General features: G+C 49.4%; 25 protein-coding genes and 1 pseudogene. 18 read left to right on the forward strand and 8 right to left on the reverse strand.

Translation table 11 applies throughout. The features are described from left to right. Genes KB892_RS02250 through KB892_RS02275 form a run of 6 tightly spaced genes read left to right on the forward strand, consistent with a single transcriptional unit; the run spans position 1 to position 6534 of the window. Positions 1–372, forward strand: a complete 372-nt coding sequence (locus KB892_RS02250; protein ID WP_004150881.1) for a TIGR03750 family conjugal transfer protein — start codon at positions 1–3, stop codon at positions 370–372. Next, positions 369–1022 carry a PFL_4703 family integrating conjugative element protein gene (locus KB892_RS02255; protein ID WP_004150880.1) on the forward strand — a complete coding sequence of 218 codons (654 nt, stop codon included), beginning with the start codon at positions 369–371 and terminating at the stop codon, positions 1020–1022. The genes KB892_RS02250 and KB892_RS02255 overlap by 4 nt, the downstream gene beginning before the upstream one ends. Next, positions 1022–1867, forward strand: coding sequence for a TIGR03749 family integrating conjugative element protein (locus tag KB892_RS02260; protein WP_004150879.1), 846 nt, complete (start codon positions 1022–1024; stop codon positions 1865–1867). Before KB892_RS02255 ends, KB892_RS02260 begins: the two co-directional genes overlap by 1 nt. Then, the gene (locus KB892_RS02265) at positions 1864–3348 is read left to right on the forward strand and encodes a TIGR03752 family integrating conjugative element protein (RefSeq protein ID WP_004217763.1); all 1485 of its coding nucleotides are present in this window, start codon (positions 1864–1866) and stop codon (positions 3346–3348) included. The genes KB892_RS02260 and KB892_RS02265 overlap by 4 nt, the downstream gene beginning before the upstream one ends. 13 nt (positions 3349–3361) lie before the next feature. Next, positions 3362–3760 (forward strand): TIGR03751 family conjugal transfer lipoprotein, encoded by a 399-nt coding sequence (locus tag KB892_RS02270; protein ID WP_004150877.1) that lies wholly within the window; start codon positions 3362–3364, stop codon positions 3758–3760. Then, on the forward strand, positions 3757–6534 hold the full coding sequence (locus KB892_RS02275) for a conjugative transfer ATPase (protein WP_004188577.1): 2778 nt from the start codon (positions 3757–3759) through the stop codon (positions 6532–6534). The genes KB892_RS02270 and KB892_RS02275 overlap by 4 nt, the downstream gene beginning before the upstream one ends. Positions 6535–7034: 500 nt before the next feature. On the opposite strand, the gene KB892_RS02280 is transcribed toward KB892_RS02275, so the two are convergent. From KB892_RS02280 to KB892_RS31055, 3 genes are all read right to left on the reverse strand, one after another. Continuing rightward, complete coding sequence (locus KB892_RS02280) at positions 7035–7739, reverse strand: restriction endonuclease (protein WP_004150874.1); 705 nt, start codon at positions 7737–7739, stop codon at positions 7035–7037. A gap of 239 nt (positions 7740–7978) precedes the next feature. Then, positions 7979–9346, reverse strand: a complete 1368-nt coding sequence (locus tag KB892_RS02285; protein ID WP_004150873.1) for a hypothetical protein — start codon at positions 9344–9346, stop codon at positions 7979–7981. A 52-nt stretch (positions 9347–9398) separates the two neighbouring features. Next, positions 9399–10571, reverse strand: a complete 1173-nt coding sequence (locus KB892_RS31055; RefSeq protein WP_004150872.1) for a hypothetical protein — start codon at positions 10569–10571, stop codon at positions 9399–9401. Positions 10572–10785: 214 nt separating this feature from the next. Between KB892_RS31055 and KB892_RS31615 the strand changes: the two are divergent. The 9 genes and pseudogenes from KB892_RS31615 to KB892_RS02330 all read left to right on the forward strand — a co-directional run. Next, positions 10786–11067: pseudogene (locus tag KB892_RS31615) on the forward strand (hypothetical protein); the annotation flags it as partial. A 36-nt stretch (positions 11068–11103) separates the two neighbouring features. Beyond that, the gene (locus KB892_RS31405; RefSeq protein ID WP_004150871.1) at positions 11104–11397 is read left to right on the forward strand and encodes a SymE family type I addiction module toxin; all 294 of its coding nucleotides are present in this window, start codon (positions 11104–11106) and stop codon (positions 11395–11397) included. Between the two features lie 205 nt (positions 11398–11602). Continuing rightward, positions 11603–12613: a hypothetical protein gene (locus KB892_RS02300; protein WP_004150870.1), complete on the forward strand. Its 1011-nt coding sequence runs from the start codon at positions 11603–11605 to the stop codon at positions 12611–12613. 203 nt (positions 12614–12816) lie between these two features. Then, positions 12817–14415, forward strand: coding sequence for a GapS1 family protein (locus tag KB892_RS02305; protein WP_004154311.1), 1599 nt, complete (start codon positions 12817–12819; stop codon positions 14413–14415). Between the two features lie 117 nt (positions 14416–14532). Next, positions 14533–14928: a TIGR03757 family integrating conjugative element protein gene (locus KB892_RS02310; protein ID WP_004152606.1), complete on the forward strand. Its 396-nt coding sequence runs from the start codon at positions 14533–14535 to the stop codon at positions 14926–14928. Next, positions 14925–15866, forward strand: coding sequence for a TIGR03756 family integrating conjugative element protein (locus KB892_RS02315; protein WP_004152607.1), 942 nt, complete (start codon positions 14925–14927; stop codon positions 15864–15866). Before KB892_RS02310 ends, KB892_RS02315 begins: the two co-directional genes overlap by 4 nt. Positions 15867–15881: 15 nt before the next feature. Beyond that, positions 15882–17303 (forward strand): integrating conjugative element protein, encoded by a 1422-nt coding sequence (locus KB892_RS02320; RefSeq protein WP_004153700.1) that lies wholly within the window; start codon positions 15882–15884, stop codon positions 17301–17303. Next, positions 17300–17641: a hypothetical protein gene (locus KB892_RS02325; protein ID WP_004152609.1), complete on the forward strand. Its 342-nt coding sequence runs from the start codon at positions 17300–17302 to the stop codon at positions 17639–17641. Before KB892_RS02320 ends, KB892_RS02325 begins: the two co-directional genes overlap by 4 nt. Before the next feature lie 2 nt (positions 17642–17643). Then, positions 17644–19173 carry a conjugal transfer protein TraG N-terminal domain-containing protein gene (locus KB892_RS02330; protein WP_004152610.1) on the forward strand — a complete coding sequence of 510 codons (1530 nt, stop codon included), beginning with the start codon at positions 17644–17646 and terminating at the stop codon, positions 19171–19173. Between the two features lie 43 nt (positions 19174–19216). Here KB892_RS02330 and KB892_RS02335 read toward each other — a convergent pair whose 3' ends face one another. Together KB892_RS02335 and KB892_RS02340 are read right to left on the reverse strand one after the other, a co-directional pair. Next, positions 19217–19516, reverse strand: a complete 300-nt coding sequence (locus KB892_RS02335) for a hypothetical protein (protein ID WP_004152611.1) — start codon at positions 19514–19516, stop codon at positions 19217–19219. 224 nt (positions 19517–19740) lie between these two features. After that, complete coding sequence (locus KB892_RS02340; protein WP_004152612.1) at positions 19741–19992, reverse strand: helix-turn-helix domain-containing protein; 252 nt, start codon at positions 19990–19992, stop codon at positions 19741–19743. 103 nt (positions 19993–20095) lie between these two features. On the opposite strand from KB892_RS02340, the gene KB892_RS02345 reads away from it, so the two are divergent. After that, positions 20096–20341 carry a helix-turn-helix domain-containing protein gene (locus tag KB892_RS02345; RefSeq protein ID WP_004155677.1) on the forward strand — a complete coding sequence of 82 codons (246 nt, stop codon included), beginning with the start codon at positions 20096–20098 and terminating at the stop codon, positions 20339–20341. A 78-nt stretch (positions 20342–20419) separates the two neighbouring features. Here KB892_RS02345 and KB892_RS02350 read toward each other — a convergent pair whose 3' ends face one another. Continuing rightward, positions 20420–20875, reverse strand: a complete 456-nt coding sequence (locus tag KB892_RS02350) for a cold shock domain-containing protein (protein ID WP_004152613.1) — start codon at positions 20873–20875, stop codon at positions 20420–20422. Positions 20876–21015: 140 nt separating this feature from the next. After that, a complete protein-coding gene (locus KB892_RS02355) occupies positions 21016–21276 on the reverse strand; it encodes a helix-turn-helix domain-containing protein (protein WP_004152614.1) in 261 nt (86 codons plus the stop codon). 102 nt (positions 21277–21378) lie between these two features. On the opposite strand from KB892_RS02355, the gene KB892_RS02360 reads away from it, so the two are divergent. Then, positions 21379–21639, forward strand: a complete 261-nt coding sequence (locus KB892_RS02360; RefSeq protein ID WP_004152615.1) for a helix-turn-helix domain-containing protein — start codon at positions 21379–21381, stop codon at positions 21637–21639. 50 nt (positions 21640–21689) lie between these two features. Here KB892_RS02360 and KB892_RS02365 read toward each other — a convergent pair whose 3' ends face one another. After that, positions 21690–22067, reverse strand: a complete 378-nt coding sequence (locus KB892_RS02365; protein WP_004154982.1) for a hypothetical protein — start codon at positions 22065–22067, stop codon at positions 21690–21692. Positions 22068–22245: 178 nt separating this feature from the next. Between KB892_RS02365 and KB892_RS31060 the strand changes: the two genes are divergently transcribed. After that, complete coding sequence (locus KB892_RS31060; RefSeq protein ID WP_065896064.1) at positions 22246–22656, forward strand: hypothetical protein; 411 nt, start codon at positions 22246–22248, stop codon at positions 22654–22656. Positions 22657–22661: the final 5 nt, after the last annotated feature.

Consider the following 22661-nt stretch of genomic DNA (forward strand, 5'->3'; position numbering starts at 1 on the left):
ATGGCGACGATTCAGTTCATGCCTGACAGGCTCAACGCTGAACCGGTCGTTTTCCGGGGGTTCACCACCCCCGAATTAGGTTTGACCGCGTTGTTCAGCACGCTGGCAGGCATCGTTATCTCCCTGCCGTTCCTGTTTTTTTCCTGGGTCATGATCCCAACGATTGCCCTCATTTTGCCGCTACTGGTGATTGTCTTCGGCGGCAAAGTGCTGGCGCGGATCAAGCGCGGCAAGCCGGAAAACTACCTTTATCGTCGCCTTGAAGCGGCGCTCGTCCAGTGGGGGCTGGGCAATCCCCGGCTAATTCTGGTGTCGCGCCGCTGGTCGCTGCGGCGGAGCAGGGCGGTGATACAGCTGGAGGTGAACCTGTGAGCCGTTTCAAAAATGCCCTTAACGCCCGCGATGCGCATATCTGGACGCTGCGCGGAACCTGCGTTTTGCTGATTCTGGTGTGCCTGGTGCTGGCCCTGGGCTGGATGAACGCGCCGCGCAACCTCACTATCCATCAGCCGCCGGACCTGCGCAGCGGCAGCACCCGCCCCTGGTGGGAAGTGCCGCCCAGCACGGTATACGCGTTTGGCTTCTACGTATTTCAGCAGTTGAACAGTTGGCCGAAGGATGGTGAACAGGATTATCCGGCCAGAATTAAGTCTCTTTCCCCTTACCTGACCCCGGAATGCCAGACGTTACTGGAGGACGACGCGCGCAAGCGCAACTTCTCCGGCGAACTGCGCGAGCGGGTGCGCGGTATCTATGAAATCCCCGGACGAGGTTACCGCGGCGATCGGGTGGAGATTGTCGATCGCGACCATTGGGTTATCCGGCTCGACCTCACCGCCGATGAGTATTACCACAACGAACCGGTCAAACGCGCGTTAGTTCGCTATCCGCTGAAGGTGGTGCGCTGGGACGTCAATCCGGAACTGAACCCGTTTGGCCTGGCGCTGGACTGCTTTGCCGCGATGCCGCAGCGCCTGGAAGCCGCCCCGGTCGATGTGCCTGAGAAGAAGGGGATATTTTGATGAAGCGACTGTTATTAAGCCTCGCGCTGCTGGCTCCCTGCGCCGTTCAGGCCGTGGAGCTCATGAAATGGGAGCGCATTCCACTGCCTGTCCCGCTGAACGTCGGGCAGGAGCGGATTGTGTTTGTTGATAAGAACGTGCGGGTAGGCTTCCCCGCAACCCTGAACGGAAAGATGCGCATCCAGAGCAGCGGCGGCGCGGTCTACCTTCAGGCGGAGGAGGCATTCCCCGTGACCCGCTTGCAGTTGCAGGATCTGGAAAACGGCGAGCTGATCCTGCTGGACGTCAGCGCCCAGGACGGAAAAGCCGCGCTGGAGCCGGTCAGGCTGGTTTACTCCGGGGAAGTCGCGACGGCGAGCGCCAGCCATAAGGGAGCCGTGTCAGGGCGTGACGCCAGCGGTGAAAGGGAAAACGGCGCGGCTGGTCAAGGCGAAGTAAAGCTCTCCGCGCCTTTACCGGTACAGCTGACGCGCTACGCGGCGCAGCATCTGTATGCCCCGCTGCGCACGGTGGAGGCCGTGCCCGGTATTTCTCCTGTCTCCCTTAAGCCTGCCGTCATCACCTCTCTGCTGCCCTCGGAACCTGTCGAAACCAAAACGCTCGCCGCATGGGCCGCGAGCGGATACAGCGTGGTCGCCGTCCGGCTGAAGAACCAGAGCGATAAGCCAGTGGTGCTTGACCCTCGCCGCTTACAGGGGCGTTTTTACAGCGCCACATTTCAACACCGTTGGTTAGGTGCGCAGGGGACGCCGGAGGATACCACTCTGCTGTATCTGGTTTTCACAGGGCGGCCTGAAAACGCCTTCTTGCCCAGTGCGGTGATGGCGAAAAAGGGAGGTCGATGATGCAGGTGAAGTCAAACACGTTGTTAAAGATGGCGGTGCCCGCCTGTCTGTTTATCGCCATTGCCATTGGGGTGAAGTCCTGCGGTTCACGTTCACAGCCTGCGGCGACGCAGACAGGGGATAGCGTGGTCGCGGATCTGACGCAGGAAGAGCTGAAGGCGTTGGGTGTGGAAGGGGATACGCCTCAGGACACGTTGCGCACGCTGGTTGGCCGGATGCGGACGATCCAGAATAAGCAGGTCGAACTGGATCGAGACAATAAAGCGCTGGCGGAAGAGAACGCCAGACTGGCGCAGGGGGAAAGTGGTCTGGATAACCGCATCAGTGCGGCGGTGGCAAAGGCGCAAAAAGAGGCGGAACAAAAGGCCGAAGGGGTAAAGGAAGAGCAGCGCCAGTTGAGCAAAGCCCTCGATGAGCTGAAGGAAAGACTGCTGAACGGCGGCGCAGGCGGTTCGTCTGCCGGGGCGAACGGCGATTTACCCGTTGGCCTTGGGCTGGGAGCCGGAGATGAGCCGCCTGCACCGGCCAGTGGCGAGGGCATGGTCTGGATTGAGCCGCAGGATGCGATGCAGATGAGCCGTGACGGCAAAATGACGCTGGCCGACGTTTCCGCATCAGGAACCGGCGGCGCGCTTCAGTTCCCCAGCCGTTTCTCCAGTCTGGAGGATAACGAGATCACCCGCCAGAAGGCCGAACTGGCGCGTAACGCGAAAAATGAGCGCGGCATTGAGGACGCGGCGACGCCGGTGTATACGCTGCCGGAAAACTCAACGCTGGTAGGCAGCCAGGCCATGACGGCCTTGCTGGGGCGGGTACCGATTGACGGTAAAGTCACCGACCCTTACCCGTTCAAAGTGCTGATCGGCAAAGATAACCTGACGGCAAACGGCATCCAGTTGCCTGACGTGGAAGGGGCGATTGTCTCAGGAACGGCAACCGGCGACTGGACGCTCTCCTGCGTGCGGGGCGATGTGCAAAGCATCACCTTCGTTTTCAGCGACGGTACGGTTCGTACCGTTCCCAGCCCGGCTAAATCGACCGACGGCAGCGATAACAAAAACCGCAGCGGCGGCAGCATCGGCTGGCTGTCGGATGAGCATGGCGTTCCGTGTCTGGCCGGTGAGCGTAAATCCAATGCCTCCACCTATTTACCGACCCTGTTTGCCCTGTCCGGCGCGACGGCAGCGGCGGAAGCAATGGCGGAAGGGGAAATGACCTCCTCCACGGAGGGGACTGACGTAACCCGGACGTTAACGGGAGATGCCGGAACCTATGCGCTGGGTAAGGCGGTGTCCGGCGGGATGCAGGAAACCACCAACTGGGTACGCCAGCGCTACGGCCAGACGTTTGACGCTATCTATGTGCCACCCGGCCTGCGCGTGGCGGTACATATCACCCGCCAACTGCCGATTGACTATGAAGAGCAGGGCCGCAGGGTCAAATACGATGCGGCCGTCGGCCCGCAGCAGCATCTGGATTAAAGGAACGAGGTGAATGATGCCCAGAATATATTTACTGCTGGCCGCGCTATGGCTGGCCGGATGCAGTACGTCAAAAGAGCAATTACTTCCCCCGGGGGATTCCACCATGCTGGATCTGTGGCAGCAAAAAAGCGGCTCGCCGCAGATGACCGCAGAAGCGCGCGCCGTACTGCGCCGCGACCTGAATGACGTCGAGCGGAACGCGCAGCCGGCAGTGGCGGAAAGCTACAGCCGGGATGCTAACAGCGAGATCCAGCAGCAATTTCCTCGCTTGCCCAATCCCGATCTGGTGATGTATGTCTTCCCACATATGACGGTAGGCAACGTGCCGGTACCGGGCTACAGCACGGTATTTCCTTTCTACAGCCAGGTGCAGTATGCCCTGCCGGGTGAACGAGTGGGAGCGCTGTGATGTTTAGCCTGTTTACGCGTGAAAAGGCGGCGGCACCTGTGCCGCAGGCTGAAGAGAAGGCGGTACTCAAACCGTCGTTGAGGAAATCGGGCAAGCTGAAAATCTCGGATGAGCAAGCGCGCTACCATCGTGAACCGCCATTGATTGACTACTTGCCCTGGGTTGAATATCTGCCGTCCAGCCAGAGCATTTTGCTGGATGACGGCGTGTCGGTGGGCGCGGTGTTCGACGTGCTGCCGGTCGGTTCGGAAGGGCGTACGGCGGAGCGCCTGGAGGAGATCCGTGACGTCATTGAAGACGCCATTCAGGACAGCTTTGACGAGCGGGATACTTGCCCGTGGGTGATCCAGTTCTTCTGTCAGGATGAAACAGACGTCACCGCCTATCTGGACAGGCTGCGCGGTTACATCAAGCCCTGGGCGCAGGGGAGCGCCTTCACCGAGGACTACCTGCGGGAGATTGAAGGCCACATGCGCGGGATCGCCGTACCGCAAGGGCTGTTTATTGATAAGACCGTCACCGGCGCGCCGTGGCGTGGTCAGCAGCGGCGTACCCGCATGGTGGTCTATCGCTATGTCGACCCCGCCCAGCGCGATCCGTATTCACCCGAAACGGCGCTGAGTCAGGTGTGCGAGCGGCTGGTTTCCGCCCTGAACGGCGCGGGCGTGGTGGCGGAACGCCAGAGTGGGGAGCAGATCCACGCCTGGCTGCTGCGCTGGTTTAACCCCGACCCGCAGTGGGTGGAAAAGGAGGTGCTCTACCGCACCGCCCGCCATCACGACAACCCACATAACGCACTGCCGCTGATGACCGACTTCAGCGAATCCTTATGGTTTACGCCGCCGCGCTCGGATGCGGAAAACGGCGTCTGGTGGTTTGACGAACAGCCTCACCGGGCGGTAACTATCGATCGCCTGCGTCGCCCCCCTGCGGTGGGACATCTGACCGGGGAGACCCGCAAGGGTGACAACATCAATGCCCTGATGGACCTCATGCCGGAAGGCACCGTGATGTGCATGACCATTGTGGTGCAGGCACAGGACGTGCTGGAAGAGCGTTTTACCCATCTGGCAAAAAACGCGATTGGCGAAAACGTGGAATCGTCCCGGGTGCGGGAAGATGCGGCCATTGCCAAGTCGTTTCTGGGCGAGCGGCACAAGCTCTATCACGGCAGCATGACGTTTTTGCTAACGGCTCCGGATCTGCCGCAGCTCCAGTCGCGCCAGCGCGAGCTGAACGCAGTATTGCTGAACGCCGGTTTACAGCCCACCCGGGGCGAATACGAGGTTGCGCCGCTGAATGGGTACCTGCGCGCCATGCCGATGTGCTTTAACCCGGCCCGGGATAAGCACCATTGGTATACCCGCCTGACCTTTGTCCAGCATCTGGCGAACCTGTCACCGCTGTTCGGGCGGGATACCGGCACCGGCAACCCGGGATTCACCTTCTTTAATCGCGGCGGCGCGCCGCTCACGTTCGATCCGCTGAACAGCAATGACCGTACCAAGAACGCCCATATGGCGATTTTCGGGCCGACGGGCTCCGGCAAGTCGGCCACGCTCAACAGCCTGTTTTCCCAGTTAATGGCGATCCACCGGCCCCGGTTGTTCATCGCTGAAGCCGGGAACAGCTTTGGCCTGTTTGCCGATTACTGCGGTGAGCTGGGGCTGACGGTGAACAAAATCAGCATCAAGCCGGGCTGCGGGATTTCTCTGGCCCCGTTTGCTGATGCGCACAAGCTGATTGAGCAGCCGGTGGTCCCCGTCAGTGAAAGCGAGCTTAGCGACGGCATTGATATTGACGACGTTGACGGTGAAGAGGACGGCGACGAGGAGCGCGACATTCTGGGGGAGCTGGAGATCGCCGCCCGCCTGATGATCACCGGTGGGGAGGAGAAGGAAGAGGCCAGGCTGGAACGCGCCGATCGCGGCATGATGCGTGAGGCCATTCTGGCGGCGGCGCAACAGGCCTGGGACGAAGGCAGGCAGATGATCACCGGCGACCTTCAGTCGGCGTTTTATCAGTTTGCCCGCGATCCCGCCCGCCCCGCCGAACGGCAGGTACGCGCTCAGAATATGGGGGAGTCGCTCGGCGTGTTTATGCAGGGCTTTCTGGGTGAGCTGTTTAATCGCCCGGGCGAGAACTGGCCGGAAGCGGACGTGACGCTGATTGACCTCGGCACGCTGGCGCGTGAAGGCTATGAAGCGCCGCTGGCGGTAGCCTATATTTCGCTGGTGAACACCATCAATAATCTGGCGGAACGCGATCAGTTCGACGATCGGGAAATCGTGTTCGCCACCGATGAGGCCCATATGATCACCACCAACCCGTTGCTGGCTCCCTACGTGGTGAAGGTGGTCAAGATGTGGCGAAAGCTGGGAGCATGGCTTTGGCTGGCGACGCAGAACCTTGATGACTTCCCCAATGCGGCGAAAAAGATGCTCAACATGATCGAGTGGTGGCTGTGCCTGGTGATGCCGCCGGAAGAGGTGGAGCAGATAGCGCGCTTTAAAAAGCTGACGGAGGAGCAGAAGGCCATGCTGCTGTCGGCCAATAAAGCGAAGCACTGCTATACCGAGGGTGTGGTGCTCGCCAGCCGGATTGAGGCGCTGTTTCGCGCCGTGCCGCCCAGCCTGTATCTGGCGCTGGGGATGACGGAGAAAGAGGAGAAGGCGCAGCGCAGGGCGTTGATGAATGAATACGGTATTAGCGAGTTGGGGGCCGCGAAGCGGGTTGCCCGGCAGATGGATGAATTGCGGGGGATCCTTCGCTAGGGGAGGGAGTCGTGAGACGCTGTCTTCTGGTGTGGGCCGACGTAACGGTGGATTTAATGGCACACTGACACTCTTTGTAGCATCAGCTCGAGGTATTCTCTGGTTTCATCACTGGCTGTCTCGACTAATAACGTCGAGCGCAGACGGGATAAGAGTATTTCTTTTACGCAGCTGTCGCTTAATGCGATATCGATAATAAAGGCGGCCAGTTCGCTGTCTGATTGTTTGATCATTTTTTGGTTAGGTGTGTTTGTTTGTGGGGGGGGTATTAAATAAGGCGATGGGGGAGTTGCACAATATTGAGTTGGTGAATTTGGAAGATGTCTCGCAATTTATATGTAAATGGAGGAGATTATTATTGCTCATATTGGGGGCGGAGTTAAACGTCATCCAGTCGATTATGTTCTGCTATGAGATATGAGAAAAATAATTTTGACCATGAATGCATGAAACTGCTAACGATTAAAAGACTAAAGTTAGCCGGATTGTTATCTGAGTAGTTATTTAATGATGTTGATCTGGCGCTCACATTCATTTAATTTTTCCTCAAGTTCTGAAATTAAGGGTTTTATAGCCTTTACAACTTCCTCAGGAGATTTAAAAATTCGGGGGGTGTGTGGGAAGAGAAATTTCCCTGGATCTTCACATTCAAAGGGATATACACCTCTAAATGAACGAGAAAATAAATCTCTGCATAGCTCGACTACACGGGGGGCTGAATAGTTAATTGCTCCAACTTCAGGTCGAAGACCATACTTAATTCTCTCATCTTTAGGTATATTCCAATAACGTTCATTACAGATTTCAACTTGGTTATAGAGCTCGCGCAATCGCATGGAATATATATCTTTACTGGCAGATAAACTCAATTCTGCAAGTGATGTTATATGGACATTTGTTAGGTTGGCAGCCTCAATAGCTCCGCTTTGAAAACCTGATTCAGACAGTAATATTCCTCGATCTGCACCTATTTCAGTGACTATTTCACGCAAAGCTAGAACGTGAAGTTTCGAAACTGGGTTTTTCCAATGCTTACACTCTACAAGCCATATAATATCAAATCCTGCATGATGGGATTTAACCAAAACATCAATGTCATGGTGCGTCCTAATGCCGTTAACTCTAACATTAGTTGTTGCTTCAAGACCAAGAGATCTGAAGAATGATGCAGCTTCTTCTTGATAATCTTCCCAAGTAGTTGCCATAAACACCTATTAGGTTAGTTATATTGACATTGAACGCCCTGCAACCCATGATAGCCCATAGGAGAGTGGAATTAAATACCTTAAATAATAATATTTTTATGTGCTTTTTAACTCAATATCAACACGAATTGAATAAGAATTCGATATGGCATGTGCTATATGATTTCACCATAAAGCAACCCATTGCTGCTTTATGGTGATTGTGGGGGGGCGTCCGGTAACGGTTATTTATCAAAAAATCATGCCTCAATTTTCATATTTATTGTCATTGACGAATAAGGATGAAATTCAGGTAAGTGGCTGACAATTTGACCATTGTCATAGTAATGGTGAGCAATTGATGGAAATAGCGCTTCAGGTACGGGATGCTTAGCGTTAGGATTGTGAAACATAGATAATCCCTCACCCCATGTTTCGTTAGAATTAGTGGTAACTGTATAAGCAAATTGCTTGGGGAGAAATGCGTTAGGATCATGATCATGGCAAGTACCAAAGCGATGCATGATAATATTTTCAGGGCCATAGCCAGCCTGTCGACCAATGCGATTAAATTTTGATATTGTTCCACTTGATGAGAATAACACCGCACTGATGTTCTCAGCTTCATCCTGGAAAAAATAACCAGAGGGTATAGTTTTATTTCCTACTTGATGTTTTTCAATTTTCAAAGGTGAGATAATTAGCTGGCCATCTTTATCTCGGGTAAATTCATGCTTTACACCATAAAGATAACTTATCAAAGCATTTGAGCTCCATTGCATAGATTGATCATCATGGAAGTCAGCAATTGCGAATATAAGTGCATTTCCCTTTACATGGTCAAGCTTCCAGTATTCTTTTCTGAGCTTGCTAAATAGAGGGCTACCAAATTTAATAGGCATTTCATCTTTGAGCTTTTCCTTTATCTCTGATGGAGTTAAAAACTTTGGTTCATCTTGAAAAAAAGATATTGGATTACTTTCTTTTCTACCAACAATTACTGCTTCGATTGCTACTTTGATTCCATACTTTTGAACTAAGAAATCCGGGGCATGATATTCTCTATCTAAAAAAAGCTGCTCTTCATTGAGATATGTATTTAGGTATAACTCCCAGAGTCGGGCGTCAAAACCTGAGCTTTGAAACTGCTCAACAAAATTACCATCAATATCAGTATAATGGGGCATTAATTGATTTATTATTGCCTTGGCTGGTATAAAAGAATCTTCTTGGGCTAATTTGGCAAAGTATGGATGTTGCTTTGCTACTGGAACTACAGGAGTAAATAAATCTAAACCTTTGCTTTCATCGCCCTGAGGGAACGTTCTCTCCCCTTTTCCAGCATACCATTTGATACCACCATGTACCCAAACTCTTGCTTCTTCTTGGGTTGGTATTGATGCCTTAACATCGAAAGCGCGGAACCTGTCCCCCTCATCTCTCCCTAAAATAATTCCAACAAAATCGCTATCTATTGTGTCTCTGAGAACAATACCCAATACAATTTCGTCGGAATCTGCGTACCATTCAAGTTCCTCACTCATGTATGCTGCTGCAGGGCTTCTTGACTGTGCAGCTAATGCATTGAATCTTTTTATATCTAAGTTTTTTATTACTATTTTTTCCATAACAGCACTCCATTGATAAACTAACAACAATAAGAGATTTTTACTTACTTCTTTAATTTGGGGTTGACTTGAAGTTATTTATTAATAATTTTCCATCAAGGATATATATAGTTATCTCATCTTGATCCATAAGGTGTGTTAGTACGTTAAATCCATCAAGCTTGTTTTTTAATAGTGAAAATATTTTCTCATTAATTTCTTTAACGAAATTAATGTGTTCGGCTAGGTTTTTTTCTAATTCTTTTCGGTCATGGCCAGTTAAATTTAAATCTTCATCGATGATGTTTTTTTGTTCCATAGTGAAGCGTTCGAAAGCACATAACCGGTATTTCATAAGTTCTTCTAGCTTGGTTTGGATTCTATATATGAAATCTTTGTGTCTTTGAATATTGCTATCGGAAAAGTTACCGCTAATAACAATTTCACAAATTCTGCCAGCGACTAATCGTTCAAAGACTGCGAATACAGGATGTGTTAATACGTTATTTATAAAAAAACGATCAGGATAAAATCGTTGGCCGTTGTTGCTATTGTAATAATGGTTGTAACCGGTAGAATAGTATTCTGGCTCTGATTGCAAAAGCTTTGCGAATTGTATTCTTTGTGAAGCATACAGTTCAAAACAATCGTCATTGTTTTTAACGATTCGCGTTAAATAAACATCCCTCATCGAACGATCTAATGAAATATCAGGTATGCTTCTAAAACTATCTACTATTGTTTCAGAAATTCTTTCAAATCTGGCTTGTTCCTCGATAATTTGGTGGTTTCTTATATCAGTAAAGAGTTGAGATATATAGGATAGACTGGCTTGAATAGAACTATAAAGACTTATGCCTAACAATGTGGGCATAAGTTCATTTTTATTATCTATTTCTATTTTTTCTAAACCTGCCACATCACTAATTTTACCTTTCTCTATACAAGTAGTAGTGAGCAATCCCTTTAATTCGCCACTATTAATGGCCATTAAATCTCGAGATGAATCTTTCTTAAAGACAACTTTATAAATATCGTCTTTTTCAGAGTTTTTTGTGCTCAGTGCTAGTTTATCATTAAAAGCAACGATAAAAGATGATCCTGAGGCCAAAACTGGATTCGGGATTAGTTCCTTGAGCATTGGGTTGTTATCAAATATAACTTGGATATTCTTTGGTAAGTCTGACATACCCATTCCTTCTTGAGTTTTGGCGTTCATTGGGCCGAAAAATCCGTTTTTAAACATAGGGTTTCCGGACATTGATAATGTTCACGTAATGAACTTACTGTGCTTTTTACTAAGTTACAACAATTTATAGATAAAAATTGACGTTGTAGTTTGATATAGATACGAGAAAGCCTTTGTTATAAATCAATTTGTTTTTGTTAGCATATACCCGTAATTATCCCAGTTACTTGTATGTTGGCTTTCTTCTTACCATTCCTGTAACTTATTGACATTGAAACATTTCATTTCTGCGATCTTCCTTCAGATAAAACCTCTTGCCGCCCGTCAGCGATCGCAGTATCTTTCCCATGCATCTGCAAAATCAGATGACGGGATTGACCTCCTGAAACACTTCACTGACGACACAAGGCGCGTCTGCGCTTTTTTGTGCCGTGCGTTCTGCTACATCTCAATGGTGGGCCGGACGGGGGCGTCGCGAGACGCGCCGGTGTCAGTGAGGCCGGTAAGGTCAACCTCGTCCGGTTCCACCGCCAATGAGATTGACCTCTCTAGTGGTGGGAATAACTTGCTACTCACTGGAGGTTGCCTTATGGCTACGACCCCTATCCAAACTGACCTGTCATCCGAAAAACCTGTTAAAACCCAGCGGCGCTACACCGTCGGCTATCTTCCCGGTCGGGGCGATGCCAGCACACCTTCTCTACACCTGAGCGGAAAATGGCTTAAGGACGCCGGTTTTGAAACCGGAACCGGCGTTACTGTGAAGATTGCCGGAGACTGCATTGTGCTTATCCCTGATAACGACGAAATACATGAGCTGCGTAAGCAACTTCAGCAGATAAAGCAGGCCTTCATCGGGCTCAAAGGAGAGGTTGAGGGGTAACGCCCCACGAAATGCCGTGTTGACTGGAATCGTAACTGCTCGCCTATGGGCGGGCAGTTTTCCATGACGAACGATCGCGAAGAAAACACTTACTGGTTACTATAGATATCAGGTAGTTATTAGTGAATAAGTGGACGAATCTGCTTGCCATTACTCCGTGTGTGGTTTATTTTTGAACTGTACATAAATTGGCTAAGGAGTGCATATGGCAGAAAAGGCTATATATTTTTCTAGCTATAACGAGATAGAAAAGCGGGCATCTTTCAATTCTGAGCAAGAAATTAGTCCAGATAATTTTAAATCACTGGTAGGAATGTATCGTTTTGATGAGAATGTGATTTGTCAGGTTCGCACAAAAAAAGGAATTTGCCATCAAAAACACAAAAATGGCTGGCTTGGAATAACTAATGATGGAGTGGAAGCCCTTATAGGAGGGCATTGCGCTTCAGAATATTTTAAAGCAGATAATTCATTTAGGTTAGAGAAAAAAAGAGTTGAAAGTGAGATTGAACGGAGATTAGCTGTAGAAAAACTTCGCGGATATATTTTTGGTGAAAAAGATTACCCTAATGAAGTTGCATGTCTCAGGACTAATCTTATTTCTGCAAGAAAGATTCTTGATAGTTTTTATAAATCATTCCCTAATTCTGTTTTACGATTTATAGATGATGCCCAGAGAAATCAAAACTGGATTATTAATGTAGATGTTGGTACTGAAATACAAAGAACTATCAAAAAAGATGGTGAGGAAGAAGTTATCACTTTCTATGAATGGACTCCCGATACTATTGGTCGACTAAAACCCATTATTCCTACCAGAGATATAATCAGTTTAATTAATAAAGTCAAGGAATTAGCGGAATCATATGGTGAGGTTTGCGCCCAAAATATTGATGATATAAAAACACCAAAGCTAAAAAAATATGTTGAGAGGCTTTCTGAAAAAGAGGATTATGCAACTCTTTATGATAAATATAAAGCTTTGATAGAGGATTTTATCAAACCTGGAAATCTGGATTCATTAATATACGTATGTGATGATGAAGAGGAACAATTTTTGACAGTGAAAGCGATCATGTCAATGACTGGAGCAAAGGTATCTTCGGATGGTCATATAAAATTGCGTTTGCGTCGTATACATGATCGCTATAAACAACAGTTCAATGGTAAAAAAATTAGGAAAAATCAAAAATCTTCTCTGTATAAACATAGGTGATTTTTATTATATCGGTACTCTTTAATCGAGTGCCGATACATTGATTTAAATTGATTTATATTAGGTATTTTAAGTGTATAGGTAAGTGCAGTGTAGTGCGATTTTTGTCAATTTAAAATTTGGTTTTGAATGATGTTGAAATAACCTTAATTTTGAGTGATCGCACAAAAAAATCAATCATTATATTAATAAGGTAATAATACATGGCACTTAAAGCCTTCCCCAGAGTTAAAGTAAGAAAAGATTATAATGGTAAGGTTGTGGCAATAAAAAAGAAGCTATCAGGTTATGATGACGCTTCTTTTATAACGATGATGTACGATCATTTTCAAACCATTTTAAAACCAGAACTTGGGATTTCTTCTAATTTCCCATGGTGTTGCTTCTTAGCATTAAAATGGAAATTATCGGAACCGCTTAAACGAAATGTATCTCCAATGAATAAAAGAGATTTCATCGATATTGTTAATAGGATATATAATCTTCAGAATGAGGTTTCTGGTTTTTTTGATGATAAGAAGGTACTGCTTAGTCTCAGGCGTATGATCATTAATCAACAGCTGTATCAAGCTCCTATGAAACTAGAGTTAAATACACTAGCAAGACAATACTATTGGTATTGTAATTATGATGGTGGCTATTTTGATAAGGTTTTCCAGGAAACGCATGGAATAACATTGGAATCTTATTATAAAATAAGTGCTTATTTTGCAATGATGTCATGTATTGATAATGGTAAAGAGTCGGAATACATTCCAGTTAGGTTGTATTTAATACATTTAATTCCAATGTTTGGTACTGATATTGTGAAGAAATACCTAGACTTAGTTTCAGTGAAATGGAATGAACTGAGAGGGTTTATGTCAGGGTTCAAAGATATAAAACAACGAGAAAGTGAATACTACCTTGACCCGCCAATGATGATGAAACCTTTTATTTTGATAGATGAAGGATTAATCATATTAAGCAAACATCTCCTGAGAGCATCTCTGTCCTCTTTGGTTCCAACTTTATTAAAAGATAAACATGGTTCCAGTTATAAAGATAGATTTGCGAAAGTAATGGAGTCATATATTGGTTCGATATTAAACGAATTACCATCAAAAATTATTTCCGAAAAGGAAATTATCAGCATCTATAAACAAAATGAAGTACAGTCAAAAACTGTCGATTTTATTGTTAGAGAGGATGTAGGTACTGTTTATATTGATTCCAAAGCGATAGAGCCTGATAAAATAATAAAGCACTCCAATTCTGCTAAATCTATCAAGGAAAGGTTGGCAAATAGTTTCATTAAAGGTGTGATTCAAGGTATGGATTGTGCTTATAATATGAATGAAATAGATAAAAAAGAAAAATGTATAAAGGACTCTTTGATTATTATCACACACATGGATCATTATATTCCTACAGGTAAGATGATAGAGGATGTGCTGGATGGTTCATTTTTTGGTATGTTTGAAAATAAATATGGTGAATTACCTATCAACAAAAACAGAATATACTATATGACAATCGATGAGTTCGAGTTTATGATTGAGGTCTGTTGTAATAAAAATGTATCAATAACGTCGATTATTGATAGTTGTTCTGATAATGATGCGGCAACGAGTTCTCAAAAATTTAATGTTATGATGCATCTTCATCAATTATCTCCAGAAGGAATTTCTGACAGAAAAGTGATTGTTGAAAATAGAGATTACTTATTCGACGACTTGATTAATTCCATGCAAAAGTCTTCATCTTTGTGGGATGGTCGTGTAAAAGAGTACTTGGCAGTAAGAAAATATCTTCAAAGCTAATATAGTTAATATTTTAACCCCATGAGAGAAAAATCTTCAAAACCCAATTAACAGTTCTTTACTGCCTTTTATCCCACCCCAACGCACCCTGTCGCTTTCCCCACACAGGAGTGCGTTATGCAACGACTACTCATCATAATTGCATCACTGGTGCTGGCCGGGCAGGCCTGTGCCGACGTGGTTTTGTACACCGACCGCCATCACCCTCCGCTAGATAACGATCCGCAGGTCACGGTGGTCTGGCTGGATGCGCCGGACACGGCGCAGCAGCAGATTTTCGGCAATCTGGCGCTTGAGCCCGACAAAGCGGAGCGGCAGGCAAAGGTGTTGCCTCAGTCGCCGAACTGGGCACGTCAGCAGGCGCGGATCGTCGATGCCTGGCAGGGCGTACTGAAGGCCTGGCAACTGGACATTCGCAAGGTGCCCGCCGTGGTGTTTGACGATCGCGATGTGGTGTACGGCACCACGGATATTCAGCGTGCGGCGGCGCTGCGCGCAGGGAGCAGGCCATGAAGCATCGGTTTGCTTATCCACTGGCCGCGCTGCTGATGGCGGGAAGCGCCGTACCCGCATCCGCCTCGCTGACCACGCCCCAACTTGTCGCCAGCGCCGCGTGCCCGGACTGCATTGACTATCGGGTAGTGGGTGTTTGTTACTGGCTGCTGTGTACCCCGTTTGGTTGCAGCGTCAAGACGTCGGTAAAAGTACGTCACTTTATCCCGCAGGTGGTGGTGTCGGCCTATCGCCAGCCGGGCGATAACCCGTGGCGTGAGGTCGCGATGCTGAGCCGCAGCGCATTAGGCGGGCTGGCTGACGGTGGCGGTGAGAATCAGCAAAAGCGCGGCCAGCGTAAAGACAATGTGCGCTACCGCAGCGTGGACGCGATCGGCCATCCCGCCGCCAGCCTTATCGGTCAGCAGACCTCCGGCTATTCCTGCAAGGGAGCCGCCACCGCTTGGCAGCCGTATTTCCTGAGCAATCTGGATGCGCTGATGTGGCGCACCGGTTTGCCGGAAAGTGTTTACCCGGAGGCGCTCACCCCGGGGCGGCGGGAAATCGGCGCAACCACTGCCGGGAACATGTGGGGCAACGTCTATCCCCGTTCCGGCTTTGTCACACAGACGGACGACTATAAGGCCGCTGCCGTGACGGCTCAACGTGCGGCAGACATCATTACCCGCCCCGGGCAGATCCACGTTTATCGGACGCTGAAGGCCAACGCTTCCGCTGGCTACTGGCCGCCCGATCCGGTGACGGAAAACACCGGCACCCGCAACCATAAGTGGCAGCGCCTCGCTCCGAAGGTGTCCATGTCCTGCGCCGCGTTTCCCGACCGCGCGTTTTCCTATGCCGAAGACGGCAACTATGCTTGGGCGCTGTGGCAGCCCTTTGCCTGCTGCAAAAAGCGCGGCCAGACGTTTCTTTTCAGCACCGATATTGGTGGCTATTAACCTCAGGGAGTGACCATGATCAGAATGACGATGTTTCAACGCATGTTTCTCGCCAGCCTGGTGCTGTGCAGCGCTTCAGCCAGCGCGGTGGATTTACCGGCGTTTTCCATGAACAGCTCAGGCAATGACACCAGTCGTCAGGTGCAGGGCGGTATTAACGACGATCTCTATTACGCCATCGGCGGCGGGACGGTGGTGTCCAACCCGCCCAGCGGCAACCGGCTGAATAAAATTGGCATGGGCGTTGGCTGGAATGCCGACCTGATGTGTGGAAATTTTGACGTCAAAACCACGGTAAAAAATCAGCTCAACGGCCTGACCAGCGGCTTTAAAGACATGATGGGGGACGTGATCAGCAGTGCGACCGGCGCGGTCGCCAGCCTGCCCGCGATGGTTATCCAGCGCGCCAATCCCGGCCTGTACGAGCTGTTAACCAACGGCACGCTTCAGGCCAACGCTTACTTTGATAAGGCGCAGTTGAACTGTCAGGCCATGTCGAAGAAGCTGGCGGATCACACCCTGTCCGGGCCGTGGGTGCAGGCCGCCGTTGGGGAGGAGTATCAGAACGCCCTGAGTGGGACGAGCGACGCGGTGAAGGCCGATCAGCAACTGAGCAAATCAACGGGAACCGAGGGCGTCTCCTGGGTCGGCGGCAAAAAGCGTGGCGGTAAAGGGCAGGCCGCGATCCGGCCAACGCACGATATTGCCAGGGCCGGGTACAACATCCTCAATAAGCAGGCGGCGGACAGCAGCGCATCCATTAGTGAAAGCGCCTGTAACGGCGCGCTGTGCCGCAAATATAAAAACGGCGATGAAGCGGCTCAGGTGGTCGCCAGCGTGTTAGGCGATCGCTCTATTCGCACCTGTAAATCCGGCAATGAGTGCGCCAGCGGCGGGCTGGAGAACGAACCCGGCACCACGACGCCGGGAACCGGCTTCACGCCGATGCTCGATGAGACAACCCAGAAGAATTACGAGGTTCTGGTCGAGCTGGTGAACGGTTCATTGCCGGTCAATGCGGCTAATCTGGCGAAGCTGAAAACCGGCGACCTCACGGTGACGCGCGGCGTTGTTCAGGCGCTAAAGGATGACCCGGACAACACCGCTCTGGTGCAACGTCTGGCAAGCGAGCTGGCGATGGCGGATACGGTGGCGACCGCGTTCGGTATGCGCCGGATGCTGACCGCCGGGCAGTCGGAACCTCACGTTGCGGAGCAGCAGGAAGCGCTGACGGAAGCCGAGCGCCGGCTGGAGTTTCTGGACCGGGAAATTGTGGCGCTGAAGAACGAGATGGAGCTGCGCAAGCAGATCAGCAACAACACCATTGTTACAGCGCTGTCGCGACAGACCCAGCGCGGCCTTGAGAACAGCGCCCGCCAAAAAAATCCCGATGCCGATGAAGCCGTACAGCAGCTGGGGACGGAGGTGGCGCCATGATGGTTTCCGGAAGAAAGATACTCTGGCGCAGCATTCGCCTGAGCGGGAAAGTGTTACTGGCCATCGTCGGCTCGCTCGCTCTGGCGTTAGGGATCAGTTGGCTGGGCGTTCGCTATGCCGGAAGCCTGACGGCGTTTCGCGTCTGGCTGGATGACGCCGCCCCCTGGCTGCTGGTCTGGCGATTGGCGTTGTATGGGCTGATCGCCGGGCTGTGGTTTCAGCGGGTGCGCCTCTGGTTGCTTCAGCAAACCGGCAACCTTGCCGCCGTTCGCCGCATCGAGTGGTTGATGGCGGGGATGACGCTCATGGTTGAACTGAATATTTACGCGGGGAGCTGACGATGAGTGCCGACAGCTATCTGGAGTACTTCCTCATCCTACTGGGCTGGATCCTGAATAACGCCATCTGGAAAACGCTGCTTTCAACCGGCCTGTTTGCGTTGCCTATTGCGGGTAAAGTGGTGGCGACCTGGTTACGAACTCGCGAAGAGGGGGACGATGAGGGCAATAAGGGCACGCTGGCGCTGGTGCGCATCGAGCACGTTATTTACGTGGCCTTCGTTGTGCTGATGTTTTGCGTGACGCCGGTCGTTAATGTGGATGTCAACACCATCAAGTTCAATAAGGAACGCAGCGCCCAGTGCGGCGTGAACATCCCGCTCCCCCAGAAGTCGGGCTATGCCACGCTGATTAATGACTTTGACGGTAAAACGGCCATGGTACCGGTGTGGTGGTACATGATCCACAGCCTGTCAAAAGGCGTAACGCACGCGACGATCGCCGGTATTCCCTGCGGTGATAACCTGCGTCAGCTACGTTTCGACGTGCAGCACACGCAGATAAAGGATCCGATCCTGCTGGAAGAGGTGCAGGACTTCGCTAATCAGTGCTATGCCAAAGCCTATTTCCGGCTGAAGTCGACCAACGCCCAGCTTTCGGACGCGACCATTAATTCCGTCGGCTGGATTGGCTCTGACTACTTTCTTTCGACGTCAGGGTATTACGACTATTACACCTCCACCAAACCGCGTTCGCAGTGGCCCTACGATGCGAATCGGGATGATGGTTATCCCGACGTAGGGCGGGGCGGTTACCCTACCTGTAAGCAGTGGTGGAACACTCCGACCGTCGGTCTGAAGACGCGGGTGATGTCCAGCTACAATGACATCACGACTCGCGCGCTAAAGAAGAAGTTTGGCAACGAGTGGGAAGAGATCGCGTTGCGCTGGGTGGTCAGCCCGAAAAATGCCTCGCTCTCCGGCGACGGCGAAACCTATATGATGGGGAATAACGCCTCGGCGGGTACATTCAGCTTTGTGTCCAGCGCGCTGGGAAGCCTGGGCGTCGCTGCCGGGCAGGTGGTGGCGCTGCCCGGATTCGATATTCTCAAATATACCCTGCCGATGGTGCAGGCGCTGCTGGAGATGGCGCTGGTGATTGTCATTCCTCTGGTGCTGATGTTCAGCGTCTATTCGCCCAAGGCTGTGGTGACGGTGTCGTTCGCCATGTTTGCCCTGATGTTCCTGACGTTCTGGTGGGAGTTTGCGGGCTGGCTGGATGACCGCCTGATCGACATCGTCTACAGCGGGCTGGATAATGTCGACGGCGGGAACCCGGTGCCTTTTGCTGACTTTGCCGGTTCAACGACGGACGGCTGGGTGATGAACCTGGTGATGGGAACGATGTATCTGGTGTTTCCGGCGTTCTGGATTGGTGCGCTGAGTTGGGCGGGAATTAAGGTCGGTGGTGAAGTGGCGGGGTCGCTGCAAAAAGGCGCAGGTAAGGCGCAATCAGCAGGAGAAAAAGGGGGCGAGGTTGCGTCAGACGTCGCCGGAGCTGCGATGACAAAGGGAAAATCGATGATGAAATAACCGTCGGCCAGAAGTACCTGTTCATTATTCAGGGTGCTTCTGGTTATTTATCGTCTGATTGGCTGGGGTCAAAAGTACGATTCCTCAGACCTGTTTCATCATAATAGCCATATCCTTCCGAGCCATCCCGATAGCCTGCTTTTGTTATCGGGGTGTGCTTAGTGGAAATAGACAGCGCGCCGAACGCAAGAATCGGAAGCGCTTTGACGATTTCTATGGCCCCAATGCCGATGCTTTTGGCGATTTCGGGAATATCGCCTTTCTTGACTTTGTGGCTGTCGGAAGACGGCGGGCGAGAGAGGATCTCTTCAATATCCTGCGGGTTAAACTTTTCTTCACTCATCAAATCCATCCCTGATTTATGGCCGTGATATTGTCCGATGCTAACGCACGGGGTGCTATTGTTCAACAAGTCGCCACATTCACAGGCCGTCCGTTATCCACAAATCCACATGAGACTAAGCCAGCGAACCGGCCACCATCAAAGGGGCCGGTGAGTGGCAGCGGTCGTCGTTCGCCAGAACGACGATGGCGATTGTGGGGTTGTGGGTAACGGTGTAAGGATGGTCAGATTTTTGAACGCGTGTGGCGATGAACGGGATTTCCGACCTCATCAAAATAACGGCTGGGCCAGATTATTTCCGGTGAGATGCCCATCGCATCGGCAATAAGCTTCTCGCCTTTCGGCCACGGGCGGAGCAGCGCGTTTGCCAGCGTGGAGCTAGACAGGCCTGCACTTCGTGAAACGGCGGCAAGTGATGTTCCTTTCTTTTTGAGCCCGGCGATGATGTCCGCCGGATGCCAGTCTTGTAAGTCCATGTTCTTCGTTCCGTAACGTTATCGAGTTACTGATTATCCTGTTTTGGGATAATCATGTAAATGGCGGATATTCGATTTTGGGATATAACGCGGAATAGCTGCCATGTCATCAATATATTCATCTGAATATCAACTTGTTATAAAGAATCTTCGCGAGATAAGAATAAAGAAAGGCATTACTCAGGAAAGACTGGCGCAGGCGTTGAAACGCCCACAATCTTTTGTTGCCAAGGTGGAAAGTGGCGAAAGAAGGTTAGATGTGATTGAGTTTGCCTATATCGCGGGGCTGCTGGGGATTGAACCGGCTCCGCTGCTACAAAAGATTCTGGTAAAGGTCGCGCCGCTCTGATGGTGGAAGTGCTTTTACCTCTTTGACCACAAGCGGTGCGACCAGTTGCCATTAGTGGTGAAAGCGAACGGTTTAAGACTATTTTTTCTTACTTTTTTTGATCTCAATAACAATGGCCGTGGCGGTGTCGATAATGGCAACGGCAATGTTTCTTATCATTCCCCAGAATATATCGCCGAGATCATCCAGTATTGATGTGCCTGTAAAATCTTTTACGGTGCCGCCACAGAAAGGGCATAAGGACTTTTCCGATTCACCTTTGTAGGTGACTAAGCGAGGGATTATTTGGCGGGCGCAGTGGGGGCACTTGATTTTGTTATCCGGAGCGGTGTGCTCAGGCTGCGAAAGAATGGTGATTTCAATCGCTTTTGGCCCTTTGGGTCCGGTGGCCGGGGTAAATGTGACCTGAGAGCCAGTGGCGGGCAGAACAGCGCCGATAACATCTCTGACGCCAAAGAAATAATCCTGATTACCTTCTGCGGTAATAAAGCCATATCCCTTTTCCTGACTAAACCACTTCACCGTTCCTTTCATTCGAGCCATCCATGCTGTTCGTTTATAAACCAGCTGACATCTTATTCTGCGGTATCGTTTCGTTCAACGTCTGCATGTTGATGAACGGGGTAGATGCAGAGGAGGGCGGTGTACTGTGTTATTGGCTAATAATTCTTACGTTATTTGTTGGTTCTTCCACTCCTTATCTGGCGCGCGAGTAGTTTGCCTTCACTGTCAAAATAGCGGCTGGGCCAGATTATTTCCGGTGAGATGCTCAGCGCATCGGCAATAAGCTTTTCGCCTTTCGGCCACGGGCGGAGCAGCGCGTTTGCCAGTGTGGAACTCGACAGGCCTGCGCTGCGTGAAACTGCGGCAAGCGATGTTCCCTTCTTTCTTAGCCCGGCGATGATGTCTGCCGGATGCCAGTCGTTGTTTTCCATGGTTTTATCTCCAGTATGCGAATCCATCTTTAGTAACTCTAAAGATAATTAATCTTAAGGAATGCTAAAGATACTGTCAATATATTGATTGATGGTAACAATATGATTCCTAAACGTTTGAAGGATGCCAGATTACGCGCTGGGCTAACTCAGGAAAAGTTAGGTGTAATGGCTGGGATTGAAGAGGCTACGGCATATTCACGTTTGTCCCATTATGAAAGCGGAACGCACAAGCCTTCATTTGAGCTGGTTTGTAGTTTTGCAAAAGTGCTGGATGTGCCAGAGTGCTATTTTTATACCGTTGATGATGAGTTTGCTGAAGCGGTGTTGGCTCTTTATCAGGGTTTTAAAACTGAATCGTAGCCGAAAAAAGTAAAGCCAGAATAATAATTCTGGCTACAGGCAGACAATTCTTATCCTTTGTTTTGAACGTTATTTTCGAAAAAAGTATCCCATTGTTGTGCATTGTCGCTGTCTAAAACGACACAGATCTTGGTCATATCTTTTAGTTTTTTTGCGTTATCTTCATTATCAGAGGAAGTGATTAAATCATAGTTTGTTCCATTAATTTCCCTTTTGAAGGAACCAACGCTATCTGGACAAATCAAATTTTTATTCCCGGCGGAGAACATTCTTATCCCGTAGATAAAGAAGTCTGGTCCGATTTTATCGGTTGTCGACGTCTTCCATGTATTCTGTGGGAACATATCTGGCTTGTATTTTTCTCCATCTATTAGAAAATAATGATTTTTATTATCAATGACTCCGATAGAGTAAAGAGAGCTATTCATTAAGGTAGTCGTTACATTGGGGAACAGAAGGGACGTGATAGTTATCGTTATAATGACTGCTATAGATAAGTTTTTTGCTAATGGAATGATGCTTTTGCTTTCATTGTTTGATGATGTGTTTTTTATATTGCGATAATAAACTATTGCGGGAAGAAAAGATGATAGAGCAAATGCGATCATGAAAGCCAGTGCTATGAGTAGTGATGTGGTTTTTTCCCCAGTGCTGTCTTTTAATAAAAATGTAATGGGGATGGCAATTGATAATGTGGCGAATACTGTAGTAAATGTTTCTATTAGTGCTTTACCGACATTTTTAGCTATTTTAAATAAATCGTTGTTTTTGAAATCACCACTGTACCATGAAATAACCAAGAAAATGATAAATGATATTACTGCTATTATGATAAAGATTAATGATGCTGAAGGTGGTGATATTATTTTTGTTATAGATGGAATGTGTGGAAGAAATGTTAACATCAAGAATAAAGTAGAAAACCCCCAACCTAACCATGGTATAGATATTGGTTTGTTAATTATATTAGGGAAAGTGCGAATAAGCAGGTCATTTCTTCCCAAGCTGACTCGTTGATTAAA

It is taken from the genome of Klebsiella sp. P1927, assembly GCF_018204675.1.
Taxonomy (GTDB): domain Bacteria; phylum Pseudomonadota; class Gammaproteobacteria; order Enterobacterales; family Enterobacteriaceae; genus Klebsiella; species Klebsiella pneumoniae.